Source organism: Paenibacillus sp. TAB_01, from assembly GCF_043945595.1.
Lineage (GTDB): Bacteria > Bacillota > Bacilli > Paenibacillales > NBRC-103111 > Paenibacillus_S.
In genome coordinates this window covers 859980-872086 of sequence record NZ_JBIFNP010000001.1, presented here as the reverse complement: position 1 = coordinate 872086, position 12107 = coordinate 859980, and the positions used below count along the sequence as shown (strand labels likewise).

General features: G+C 50.7%; 13 protein-coding genes. 3 read left to right on the top strand and 10 right to left on the bottom strand.

Annotated features, from left to right (window positions below; all coding sequences use genetic code 11):
* Nucleotides 1-295: 295 nt before the first annotated feature.
* Entirely contained in the window at nt 296-505 is a 210-nt protein-coding gene (locus tag ACHHV8_RS04260; RefSeq protein ID WP_395157064.1) for a hypothetical protein, read from the bottom strand.
* Between the two features lie 175 nt (nt 506-680).
* Between ACHHV8_RS04260 and ACHHV8_RS04255 the strand changes: the two genes are divergently transcribed.
* The gene (locus tag ACHHV8_RS04255; RefSeq protein ID WP_395157062.1) at nt 681-1601 is read left to right on the top strand and encodes a hypothetical protein; all 921 of its coding nucleotides are present in this window, start codon (nt 681-683) and stop codon (nt 1599-1601) included.
* Nucleotides 1594-2022 (top strand): hypothetical protein, encoded by a 429-nt coding sequence (locus tag ACHHV8_RS04250; protein WP_395157060.1) that lies wholly within the window; start codon nt 1594-1596, stop codon nt 2020-2022. The genes ACHHV8_RS04255 and ACHHV8_RS04250 overlap by 8 nt, the downstream gene beginning before the upstream one ends.
* A 99-nt stretch (nt 2023-2121) precedes the next feature.
* Here the strand turns inward: ACHHV8_RS04250 and ACHHV8_RS04245 are convergent, their stop codons facing one another.
* Nucleotides 2122-2682 carry an AAA family ATPase gene (locus ACHHV8_RS04245; protein WP_395157058.1) on the bottom strand — a complete coding sequence of 187 codons (561 nt, stop codon included), beginning with the start codon at nt 2680-2682 and terminating at the stop codon, nt 2122-2124.
* Nucleotides 2683-2708: 26 nt separating this feature from the next.
* The gene (locus tag ACHHV8_RS04240) at nt 2709-3083 is read right to left on the bottom strand and encodes a MerR family transcriptional regulator (protein ID WP_395157056.1); all 375 of its coding nucleotides are present in this window, start codon (nt 3081-3083) and stop codon (nt 2709-2711) included.
* Nucleotides 3084-3185: 102 nt separating this feature from the next.
* Between ACHHV8_RS04240 and ACHHV8_RS04235 the strand changes: the two genes are divergently transcribed.
* Nucleotides 3186-4070 carry an SDR family oxidoreductase gene (locus ACHHV8_RS04235; RefSeq protein ID WP_395157054.1) on the top strand — a complete coding sequence of 295 codons (885 nt, stop codon included), beginning with the start codon at nt 3186-3188 and terminating at the stop codon, nt 4068-4070.
* A gap of 134 nt (nt 4071-4204) precedes the next feature.
* Here the strand turns inward: ACHHV8_RS04235 and ACHHV8_RS04230 are convergent, their stop codons facing one another.
* From ACHHV8_RS04230 to ACHHV8_RS04200, 7 genes are all read right to left on the bottom strand, one after another.
* Nucleotides 4205-4474 carry a hypothetical protein gene (locus tag ACHHV8_RS04230; protein ID WP_395157052.1) on the bottom strand — a complete coding sequence of 90 codons (270 nt, stop codon included), beginning with the start codon at nt 4472-4474 and terminating at the stop codon, nt 4205-4207.
* A 150-nt stretch (nt 4475-4624) separates the two neighbouring features.
* Entirely contained in the window at nt 4625-5659 is a 1035-nt protein-coding gene (locus ACHHV8_RS04225; RefSeq protein ID WP_395157050.1) for a dienelactone hydrolase family protein, read from the bottom strand.
* Between the two features lie 20 nt (nt 5660-5679).
* Nucleotides 5680-6801, bottom strand: a complete 1122-nt coding sequence (locus ACHHV8_RS04220) for a glycoside hydrolase family 88/105 protein (RefSeq protein WP_395157048.1) — start codon at nt 6799-6801, stop codon at nt 5680-5682.
* A 303-nt stretch (nt 6802-7104) separates the two neighbouring features.
* Nucleotides 7105-7410: a Dabb family protein gene (locus ACHHV8_RS04215; RefSeq protein ID WP_395157046.1), complete on the bottom strand. Its 306-nt coding sequence runs from the start codon at nt 7408-7410 to the stop codon at nt 7105-7107.
* 158 nt (nt 7411-7568) lie between these two features.
* Complete coding sequence (locus tag ACHHV8_RS04210; RefSeq protein ID WP_395157044.1) at nt 7569-8675, bottom strand: patatin-like phospholipase family protein; 1107 nt, start codon at nt 8673-8675, stop codon at nt 7569-7571.
* The gene (locus ACHHV8_RS04205) at nt 8659-9654 is read right to left on the bottom strand and encodes a diguanylate cyclase regulator RdcB family protein (RefSeq protein WP_395157042.1); all 996 of its coding nucleotides are present in this window, start codon (nt 9652-9654) and stop codon (nt 8659-8661) included. The genes ACHHV8_RS04210 and ACHHV8_RS04205 overlap by 17 nt, the downstream gene beginning before the upstream one ends.
* Complete coding sequence (locus ACHHV8_RS04200; RefSeq protein WP_395157040.1) at nt 9651-12053, bottom strand: dynamin family protein; 2403 nt, start codon at nt 12051-12053, stop codon at nt 9651-9653. The genes ACHHV8_RS04205 and ACHHV8_RS04200 overlap by 4 nt, the downstream gene beginning before the upstream one ends.
* Nucleotides 12054-12107: the final 54 nt, after the last annotated feature.

The window sequence follows — 12107 nt, the reverse complement described above, 5'->3', positions numbered from 1 at the left end:
TAGTCCAGTAGGCTCCCCGACTTCGGGGTCACGAAATAGAGCGGCATATGAGACATCTCAGAAAGCAGCATATTATTATAGAAGGAACTCATCAATGGAAGGGGCTACCACTGCCCTATATTTCGAAAAGGCTGCGGGCTTAAACAGGAGGGATGCTTCATCAACCGGTAAATACCGGCGGGGCGAGCAGCGGTTAAGAGGTAATAGGTTCGGAGCAGATCGGCTGCAGAGAAGTAAAAATGCAAAAGGCGCCTCGACGGCGCCTTATTACTGATTTCGCCCGCAGGCTATCCGATTACACGTGATAGCTGCCCATCGGCTCGTTCAGCACCCATTCCAGCAGAAGGATCATCTCATCCAAGCGTTCGATTTGGGCGGATATCGTATGAGCTGCCTCCAGCTCTCCGGAGGATGCCTGCGGTTCGCTCGACAGCCGGCCTTCCAACGCTTGTTTCTGCAGCTGCAGCTCATTAAGCTTGCGTTTCACTTGCATTTCAGTTCTCATCCGAAGAAGCACATCCTTTGGGCATGTTTTCTTATTAAAATAAGCGAAATCGCCCTCGTTAGCAAGTTATGGCAACGTATTCGCCAGGAGTTTCACTTTAAAATGAAAGTTTGTATAGAACATGCCCGAATTTTGGTATACAATATACTAAATTACTATAGCGAATCGGGGTGTCATGATGAAAAGCTACTTTATTTTAAGCATGTGTTTTTTGTTTCTGGTGCAGTATTTCGTTCATTCCGCTTGGCTGCAGTATGCTTTAGCCCTTGCTGCCACTATCGCCTTCGGCGCCAGCATTGCATGGGCCAAGCCGATTCCCCGTCTGTTCAGCATACTGATGTTCGCCGCAGGGGCCATCCTCACTTATTCCAAAGGACAAGGCATGCAAGCCTTGGCCCAAGGCGTTACGACCAACCTTCCTTTGCTGACCCTGCTTGTCCTGGTGCCGCTGCTGTCGATTCCGCTGAAGCTTGGCGGATTTTTGGATTCCATCCTCGCGTATTTGCAGCGGTACAAGCATCAGCCGAGAAAAATGTTCGCCGGCATGACAGCCGTACTCTTTTTCCTCGGCCCCATCCTCAATATCGGCTCGATTCGCATTATGGACGAACTGATCAAAGACCTGCGCTTAAATTCCACCCTGCTGTCCAAGGCGTATCTCGTCGGATTTTCCACCACGATTCTATGGTCTCCCTATTATGCAGCTGTCGGCCTTACACTGCTGTATCTCCATGTTGCCGTTACCGACTATATGCTTTACGGCTTCGGCATTGCCGTTTTGTTCCTGGTCGTTGGCAATGTGCTGTTCGGCATTTGGTCCGGCAGACAGCAGCTCCACAGCGAAGAAGCTCCCGGCGAAGCGGCTCCGCCTACCCCGAAGGACCGTACAAAAGTCCGGCTGCTCGCCTGGATGCTTGTCGCCTTGATGGGGATCATCATTGCCGCGGAATCGATCACCCATTGGTTCGATTCTCGTTCTTGTCAGCCTGCTCGCGCTATTGTTCCCGCTCTGCTGGGGTCTCTTCTCACGTCAATGGACTGCGCTTCGGCGGCAGGTCGCCGATTATCGGGAAAAAGCCGTACCCGTCATGAATAATGAAATCATCATGTATATCAGCGCAGGATTTTTCGGCCAATCGCTCCAGGGGACAAGCCTGGGCCAAGGAATCAACGTGCTAATGACGAACCTGGCGCAGATCTCCTTCCTGCTGTTCGCCTTGTTCGTTCTGGTTGTGATGGTCTGCGTTACATTTGTCGGAATTCATCAGGTCGTTGTCGTTACCGTGCTGGCCACCCAGATGGATCCGGTTCTGCTCGGCACCACCAAGGAAATGCTCGCGATGGTCATTATGCTGGCCTGGTTCGCTTCCTCGATTCTTAGCCCGGTCAACCCCGTTAATTTGTTGGTCAGCTCCTTGGTCAAGAAATCCAGCATCGAAGTCGGCATCCGGGACAATGGCGCATACGTGCTCGTCGTCAGTGCCCTTGGCATTCTGCTGCTGACCTGGATTCATTAGCTTCATAAACAAGCAAAGGCTCCGCATAATGGCAATGCTGCCTGCTATGCGGAGCCTTCGATTTGTTGACTTTCGTATCCGTTGACCTTAACCGTCTCCTCACAAGCTTTGAGTGATATGCACTATTTTTTGAATAACGGAATGAACTTCATGACTGTCCTTAATTGTAACCATATAATCCGCTTCGCCTTCTGCCGGCTCCGTCATATCGCTATGATGAGCTTCGGCGTTTTGCCGATGAAGCACTTCCGCAAAATTAGCAGCCGTCCTGAAAATAGCTGTGCTGCGCTGACTATTGGCAATGCGAGCTTGAAGAATTGAATCGGGGATATCCAAATGAACAAGCACGCTGATAAATCCGTTCTGACGAAAACGTTCGAGCATAGCCAGCCGGCCTCTGCGAGAGCGATTGGCGTTACATAAAATAAGATGAAAATCCGTTTCATGAACAGCATAATTTACAATCGTTCGGGTAATGGCGTACTTGATAGTGTTAGGTCCTTGTTTGGGCAGTAAGGTTCTGTAGTGCGTATTTATGAAATCAGCATGGTTATCCTGGTCAATCACGAGCGAATTGGGCAAATGCTGTTCCAGGGCTTTGGCAAATGTCGTTTTCCCGCTGTGGGTTTTACCGACAGTCATGACCACTATCCTTTTCATTTAGCAGCTCCATTCTCACTGAGAAGTCAATTTGAAGCGTTCTCCAGGTTTTTGAAAAAAACGATTTTATAATCGACTCTCTCCAGCATCTCTTCCAGCTCCTTCATTTGATTGACCACTTTCTCGCGATAGGTCTCCATAAATTCCCGGCGCGCCGTTACGGTAGAAAATTCGCTATTGTGCAGGGCTACATACTGCTGCATCTCATGAATGGGCATCCCCATCTCGCGAAAGTATTTGATCACCTGGAACCAGGCGATATCCGACTCCGAATACTGACGGTACCCTTTTGCGTCCCGTGCTATCCCGTCAATTAAACCGATTTGCTCATAATACCGCAGCGTATGGATGCTTAATCCCGTTTCTTCGGAAACTTGCTTGCTCGTAAATTTATTTTTCATAGCTGAATTATAGCATGGATTAAATTCGTGTTGCTATCGAGCGCACTCTATACTTTATCATTTCTTTTGAAGTTATGATTTCATTTTCAGGAGGAATGGTTTATGCGTATTTTTGTAACCGGAGCAACAGGATTTATCGGATCTGCCGTCGTTCAAGAACTGCTTGCCGCAGGACATCAAGCCGTCGGGCTTGCCCGCTCGGATCAGGCTGCAGCAGCATTGAAATCCGCCGGTGCGGACGTACATCGCGGTGCCCTGGACGACCTGGATAGCCTGCAAAAAGGGGCCGCGGCTGCCGACGGCGTCATCCACCTTGCCTTCGTTCACGACTTCTTGAACTTCGCGGCCGCCGCCGAGACCGACCGGCAGGCGATTGAAGCGATCGGAGCGGCGCTTCAAGGCTCCGGCAAGCCGCTCGTCGTCACCTCGGGGACGATGATGCTTCCGCAAGGACGTCTCGGGACGGAAGAGGACGCGCCGCTCGCGACCACACCGCGGCAATCCGAGAGCGCCGCACTTGCGCTGGTTGAGCGCGGGGTGCGATCCTCGGTCGTCCGTCTCGCGCCGTCCGTGCACGGTCCCGGCGATCACGGCTTCGTCCCGCAGCTGATCCGCATCGCCCGCGACAAGGGCGTCTCCGCCTGCATCGGCGACGGTTCCAACCGCTGGCCGGCTGTGCACCGCCTCGATGCGGCGCGCCTGTTCCGGTTGGCTGTGGAGGCCGCACCGGCCGGATCACGGCTGCACGGCATCAGCGATGAAGGCGTGCCGTTCCGCGACATCGCCGGCGTCATCGGCCGCCACCTGAACCTGCCGGTCGTCAGCGTTTCCCGCGAGGATGCAGCAGCCCACTTCGGCTGGCTGAGCGGTTTCGCGGCTGCCGACAATCCTGCATCGAGCGCAAAGACACAGCAGCTCCTGGGCTGGAAGCCCGTGCATTCCGCACTGATCCCGGACCTCGAAGAAGGTCACTATTTTAGCAGCTGAGCCGCTCTCCAAATGGAACAGAGGCGATTTTCCGGTACTTGCCGGGAAATCGTCTTTTTAGGCTCGGACACTTTTCGCCTAAAATAACAAAAGAGAGGCACATAGAGCCGGTGCCTCCCTTTTCCCATAAGGTCCTATTGCTTCTTGGAAGACTTGGACGAGCGGTGCCCTCCATGACCGCCGTGACCATCGTGTCCGCCATGACCCCCATGTCCTCCGTGCCAGCCGCCATGCCAACCGCCGTGACCGCCGTACCAGTTGCCGTGCCAGCCGCCGTACGGATAGCCCCACGGATTGTAAGGCGTCGGAATCGGCACCGGATAGACCACGGGATATTGAGTCGTGTATGGATATTGTCCATAAGGATACTGCCCGTAAGGGTAGCTGTAAGGGTTGTAAGACATGTCAGAAATCTCCTCCAATCCATTGATACTATACACTATGCCCAGCGGAGAAAACTGGTTGCTTGCCCATAAAAAAATAGACGAGCGAAGCACCGGCTCCGTTCGTCTGTTTTTTTCGAGATGCAAAATGCAAAGCCGATGAACCGGCTCTCAGTCATGAAGCCCCAGCTGACGTTCCAGCCATGCATAAGATTGCTCGCCGCAAACCTCATGACCGCCGGGGAACAGATGGGAGTCCAGCTGCTCCGGTACGCCGGCCGCCGCGTAGATCCGCTTCAAGGTCGCGAGCGCTTTCTCCGTGCCGCACAGCGGGAACAGCTCGTCCTTCTGTCCGGCTTCTATAAACAGCGCCCGCGGAGCCGTCAGACCGATCAAATCCGGCATTTCGGCATGACGCAGAATACCGGGAATATAATTATCAATACAGTGTCGGCGGTGCAAAATACTGTCGTAGAACGTATTCGTATAGCAGCTTACGACGGCTGCGCGAATGCGCTCATCCAGCGCTGCCGTGAAGGCGGCCACCAGCCCGCCGCCGGACAGCCCGAAGATGCCGATCCTTGAAGCGTCGATCTCCTCGCGCGACGCTGCGTAGCTGACCGCCGCCATCGTCTCCTGGATGCGTATGCCGGCAATCGTCTTGCCGAGCATCATCAGAAAGACGCCGATCGGAAAGCACGAATTCGTATCGCGGTTCACGATCGTCTCGTTCTCCAGCTTGCGTTCGCCGAATCCTAGCAGCTCCGGCACGATCACGGCAAAGCCCCGCTTCACCAGCGCGACGCCGAACTTCCGGTGCACGTTCGGATCATCCGCCGCTTCGCTTCCGTCAGGAAGCAGCCCTACGACGGATTTGCTGCCGTAGCCATGGCCGTGGCAGGCGACTACAGCGGGAAGCTTGCCCTTTGCGCTCTTGGGCAGCAGCACATAGACCGGCATCGTGAGCGAGTCCGCAGTCGTCAGCTCGATTCGCTCCCGCACGTAGCCGTCGCATTCGACCCGCTCGAGAAGACGTGGCGCAAGATCGGCCGTCGTTTCCTCCAGACCGCCAAGCGTTTCGATGAATTTGCTTCGCAGCTCCGCCCGCCAATCGAGCCACTCGTCCCGGCTCCCGGCTTGAAACGACAACCGCTGCGTGTCCGCTGCGTTATACAGCTTTTCCAAAAACGCGTCCGGATTCCACATCGCTCGCTGTCGCCCCTCTCTTAGTTCTCGGAAGCCGCAGCTTCGATCTCCAGGCAAGCCATCACAAACGGCGCGTAGCCCTTCGGATCGTCTCTGCGCACAGGCTCGCTGATATAGTAAGCGAACGAGCCGTCGCGGTACGGCTTATTGCCCAGTCCTGCAACGCTGCAGATATGATCCAGATAGTAGGCGCCGTCCTCACCCTTGCCTACGCAGCGCTCCACCAGACCGGCATGTCCGCGTCTTGCCGCTGCCAGCGCGTCCTTGCCCAGGTAGCCTTTGCGCGCGCCTTTGGCCAGCGCATACACGAACATGGACGAGCCGGAAGCTTCCAGGTAGTTGCCCTTGCGGTCGGCAAGATCGGTCACCTGGTACCACATGCCGGACTCCGCATCCTGGTATTTCATGACCGCTTGCGTCAGCCGGTAAAAGATACCGACAATTTGGCCGCGCTTCGGATGCTCCAGCGGCAGGTAATCCAGCACGTCGACAATCGCCATCACATACCAGCCGATCGCGCGGCTCCAGAAATGCGGCGAGCAGCCCGTTTCGTTATCCGCCCAGCGCTCCTCCCTCGTTTCATCCCAGCCGTGATACAGCAGGCCGGTAGCCGGGTCGCGGGAAACCTTTTCCATCAGCAAAATTTCGTTCGCCACATCGTCGTACCACTCAGACTCGTTGAACATTTGAGCGTAAGCCGCAAGCAGCGGAGAAGTCATGTAGACGCCGTCCAGCCACATCTGGAACGGGTAAATTTTCTTATGCCACAGGCCGCCCTCGCTCGTACGCGGATGGCCTTTCAGCTGGGTGACGAGCAGCTCGATCGCTTTCTTGTAACGCTCCTCACCTGTTCTGTCATACAGCATGAACAACGACTTGCCCTGGTTGATCATGTCGACATTGTACTCGTTCAGCTCGTACGTATCGATGCTGCCGTCCGGTTGAATAAACAGATCAATATTCTCTTTAATATATTGATAGTAACGGTCGTCCCCCGTTGTATACCATAGACGCTCCAGCATCGTCAACGCGCAGCCGTTCTCATAGTTCCAGCATCTTCTTTTTTGAAAAGGCATATCCGATACGATCGGGTATTTGTGAATAAACGAATCCGCCATAGCTACAGACCAAGTAGTGCTCATTGCTTCGTTATCCTCCTTCAATAGTTAAGTCATGCTTCATCGGCCCAGAAAAGCAACCGCTTTCATTTGGAAGCCAAGTCCATTTCTACCTTAGCATATTTGCCGCCAAGAAACTTATCGTTTCTTGCCCTGTTTCTATCTATCTTTATATTATTTTGTTCAAATGACCGGAAAACAAGCGGAATATGGGTCCCGCTGCAGCTCCGCCGACGGTTTGTTCCCTGCACGGAACGCAGAGAAACAAAGCAGGCTGCCTCCGCAGCCCGCTTCGTTCTGCCTTGCGTAGGTATCGCGTCATGCGGCTCAGTTCGCAATCGGATAATCCACGACGACGACGTTGTCGAGAATACCGTCCAGCATGCCGACAAACTGCTGATGCGCCGGGTGCGGCCCGTAAGCGCGCAGCGCTTCCTGATTCTCGAACGTCACGCGGAGTCCAAGCGTATAGCCGTGGATATTACCGGTTTCCTCCGTTACATTAATCCCTGCCGTCAAATCGACAATACCGGGAATACGGCCTTTGAAGGACAGCAGCGCTTCCAGCAGTCCCTTCTCCATCTCCGGCTGAAACCGTTCATTGAACTTAAAACAAACAATATGCTCGTACATAGACAAAGCTCCCCCAATCGATTAAGTAGTGTGCGGTCAAGCTCCATTGCAAGCATAACATAGCGCTTGAGGTGATGGCTTTATGTTTTCAAAGAATACCTAGGTGAAATCCGTGAATTGGATGAGAATTAGCGGTAATTTCACGTTCGTAAGCTTGGTTAGTCTGACTCTAACAATCTCATAGCACTGTCAAATCCATCGCCGTTTAACCGCAAAATACTTTCATCACGCTCAGCTGCACTCTTGCCTCTCTCACGGACCAGCTGTAAAGCTCGAGCCGCATTCCCCACACAACGCTCCGCATCCGAGTATCCTTGCTCGATTAATGCACTTATTCGATCCCGACGAAAATCAAATAAGCTGGAGAACAAGCCGTCAGGGTGAAGGGACTTCTCCGGTCGGATTTCAATTATATTCGTATCCGGAAACTCATGCCTATTAAAGAAAGAGCCATCCGATAGGTTGACTACAATACAATGCTTACAGCCAGCCTGAACCAGCGGAGTTATAGGCGTATTTCCCCTGGAAGTCATGGCCCCGCCAATACCTCCGTCAACGTAACGCTGCCCTTCCACAATTTCACTGCCATAGGCTACCGGGATAGCGGCGCTGGCAAGAACAATAGACAAGCGCTGCGGCTGCGGCAGACTATTTAGCAGAAAATAATCTGAATCTGCCGTATCTTTCATTCCCAAGCCGGACAACACATATGCTATAATATCCTCCATCGTGCCTTGACTCTTATAGGCGGATATCCAAATGGGAGGGGACGCTTCGAGGTTACCTAGCCCCAGTTCCCCTTCCAGCAGATTCTGCAGGAATCCATTATCCAGCAGTCCTTCCTTTAATTTTCGGTATAGGGGGTTCTCATAGATCGTGCGACGGGTCGCTTCCGCATGATTCAGCATACCGCTTTTCTCGGAAAGCAGCTTCAGCAAATCTTTGAATAAAGCCAGATGAGGATGCGTGAGAGCATATTTTTTCATAGCCGAGTTCATAAATCCCAAAATTATGGATTGATAATTTACCTTCATCACTTCATCCGACTTAAGGGAAAACCAGATGTCCTCCAATCGTTTAACACCTGCTGTAAATGAAGAGGCTGCAGCTAGGAATACTGCATTTAATGCGCCGATGCTTGCTCCCGCATAAGCTGACGGGGCCATTCTCTGGTCAGCCAAATAGCGCGCAACTCCAACCTCGTATGCCCCTCTAGCACCGCCGCCGGATAATACCAAACCGAATGGGTTAAAAGCCTGAGACATGCATACCCTCCCTTTCCAATCGGCCTCTTGACTCCTTCAGTAAACGCTCGCTTAGTCTTCTGCTGCTAAATACGAATGGAATAGCCTGCTCGGTGCAGTCTAATTCAGTCTGAATAAATTCGGAAGCATCTGCATCCCCCTGCTTCCAAGCCAAACTGCGTAAGATCGTGGACTGCAGGGTTCCTTGCTCAGATTCGGACTGCAACAAATAAGAAAACATTTGCTTGTGGGTCTCCTTCTCCTGCAGCATCGGTAAAATCCAATTCACTGTAGGCATTAACTTCTCTGGGATTCCTGCTTTATTCTCCAATACAATCGCACATTTATAATATAATTGCTCTCTGAATTCCGGGTTGGCTGCATCATATATACCAAAAGGGCCCCAGTTCAAAGCTTCAATGACAAGCAGCATCTGAGTCAGCGGCGCGAATTGCTTATACCCCCCGCCTTCCCATTTATCGAACTCTTTGTTCATATGGATTAATGCACTTTGTCTCAAACCGATAGACTGAAGTTCCTTTTGAAGCTCGCTGGTACGCTTCTGGTACTGCCGTTCCATTTCTTGTAATCTTTCCTCGAGGTCTTTAACCGTTTGTTTCAATTCCAAATGCTTGAGAACTAGCTTATGCACACCGTTTCTTGTTTCCGCTAATTTTCCTGAAACATACGCTAACGCGCGGTCCGTCTGAATTTGCCCGGCCTGCAGGTTCTCCAGCCAAATTGAGGCTGTATACAGCCCTTTGGTTAGATTCTGGTCGATATTCTGCTGTCTTCTGGCTGTTCTGCCTGTAAGAGCATCCCATGCTCTCGTGAAAACATCCTGACTGCCGCCTTCCCTGAGCCGGATATGCTCCTGCGCCACTTCCAGCCCATTAACCAAGTCCACAATCATTTTATCTTGAAGAACCGGTACGCTTTCCAGCAGGCTTCGAAGCTCCTCATCTCTTAGATATTCCTGCGTAAACCCAGCTTTGTTCATGTTAGGCTAACCTCTTCTTTCTTTAAAACGGCTCCTGATCTAACTTCATCCAGAAGGGGAACCAGATCTTGTTGATGAAGCTCAGCTATCGAGAGAAGCCACTCCATAGCTGATAGCAACTTTCCCAAGGTTTCCTCATTTTCTTGCTTATCTTTTAACCCGTCCAACAGATTACCTCTGTATTTGTCCAGGTACTGCTTCAGTTCATTAAAATATAATGCCAAATTAACAGCCAATTCTTTGGAAATATACTGCTCCAAATCTTTTTGCAGCTTTTGCTGTGCTTTCTCCAGATCGGCCACCACTTCTTTACCTATTCGCTTGGTATCTACATGGTATTCATCCTCATGTACAGTATATTGTACGGCATGCTCCTTCAACCAAAGCGTATACCAGCGCCGTTCATACCGGGTCTTTGTTTTTTCAACACTTGTTTCCTCGATTGAATCCCTGGTGATGTGATCAAAGTTTACCTTTATTTCTTTAATAGCATGCTGTTGAAAGGAAATTTTAAGATCGAACGCATTATTCAGCGCTTGCGCCGCGTGTTCAAGGACTGGGCTCACCTCCTGGTGAATCCGCTGTTGAAGCTGTGACTCCATCTCTTGAACCGATTTATTGGCAAGGGCTTGAATTTCTTCGGAAATACGGCCCGTATCACTTTGAACTGCCGCATGAATCTTTTCTAAAAAGGCGTGCGCATCACTTTTGTTCGAAAATTTGTTCTTACCGCTTTGATCGATTTCTATGTAGGTATAGGTCTTATAGTTAGGGTTCAGTATGGAGGTTATCCATTTAGTCATGCTTCTTTTTCTTTCTTCTTCTTTTTTAGCCTGCTGCGCCTCTAAGCGTTTGCCGTGTATAAATAGATTTTCGATTAATTGTTTGAGCGCCTTATTTCCTTGCAAGAAAATATCGTTTGTTTCGGCGGACAGCTTCTTCAGGGCATTTTCCGAAATCTTATTCGTGCTTTGCTGCGCCTGCTCGATACTAATGATGTTTTCTTCCAAATCCTTGATAAATTGCTTTAACTCGTTGATATCAATATGCACACTGCCTGTTCTCATTTTTAAATATTGAACAATCTGCAGATCGTAATAGTTCATTTTCTCAACCGCCGATTTTAAAGCAATGAGTGCCGCCTCACTATATGCCTTACCAATTACTTGGTCCAATGGCTCAATAAACATGCTTTTTTTCCATAGGCGTTCCGCACTTTGCTTTACACGAGCCGCATCTCCAAGTTCTTCTTCCCAATCCAGTCCCAAAGCTCTTTGTCCGAAATCCTCCACCCACTCAGCTTCATCAGCGGAAGGCAACGTTCCATGGATTGCCAGCTCATTCAAGGCGTAGTTGGCCAGGTATCCATATTGGCTTGATACGGGAAAGACCCGTTCCTGCGGAAGATCGTTCTCGAATAGTTCCTTGCTTACAAACCGTCTGACATCGGCTTCCCCCATGGAATTGCGGTCTTTCTGATCAAACTTGTTAACGAGAACGAACAATCTGTCTCCAGAATGTCGGGACACCTGCTCGATAGATGCTCTGACCTCGGCATCCGCTTCGGAATTCAGCTGTGTGTAGTCCAAAACAGCCAGGACAGCAGAAGCCTTTTGCAGCTGTTCTTCTAATATTCCCCGTAAATGAGCTTGTCCGGCCTCGTTTGGTTCAGGCGTATCAATCAGTGCCAGACTGCCTTTGATTTGCTGCTCTTTACCTTTAAGGTGATAAAACTCTACCTCAATCACAGGAAACTCATTCATAGAACTGTATTCGATCAAGGGCGATGGAAGATTCAAATTTTTAAGTTCACACATTCTTGAAATGTCGTTAAGCGACTTCAGAAAATTAAAAATACCTTCGTTACCCGAGTAATTTTCATTTAATTCACTAATTTTTCCCGATAGTATCCCCTCAATAAGCTGTTGGCCGTCCTCAGACGCACTAATCGGCAGGGCCATCCTCTCTTCGTTACTCATAGCAAGCAATGCGTTCTTAATTGCAAGAATAGCTTTATTAAAAGGTCCGGGCTTAGGAAAACGCAGCTGTGGCGTTTCTTGGCTCCTTTTATGTCGAATCACGGTTGGTAGCGTAGTCATAGGTCTATTTCGGTTCGGCAGCACCTCACGTCCGATAATCGCGTTAATCGTTGTTGACTTGCCCGCCTTCATGGTGCCTACGACTGCCAATGTCATTTCGAGTCCTTCAACCTTGGATACTTCATCCGTTAAGGTCTGATGCCAAAGAGTCGCCAGATTCCGGTCGAGTGAACGCTCCACTCCATCCTGATCGTTCTTAAGCACATGCTCCGTCTGTAAAAGCTCGCTTAATAAGCTTTGCTGTTTAGCCAGCAATCTTTGTACTTCCTGACCAATAGCCGTAATCGTGTTTATAAACATGTTGTTTTCCTCCTGATAGCCACATAGGCCTTTTGCTGTAATAAAATAGTTCTT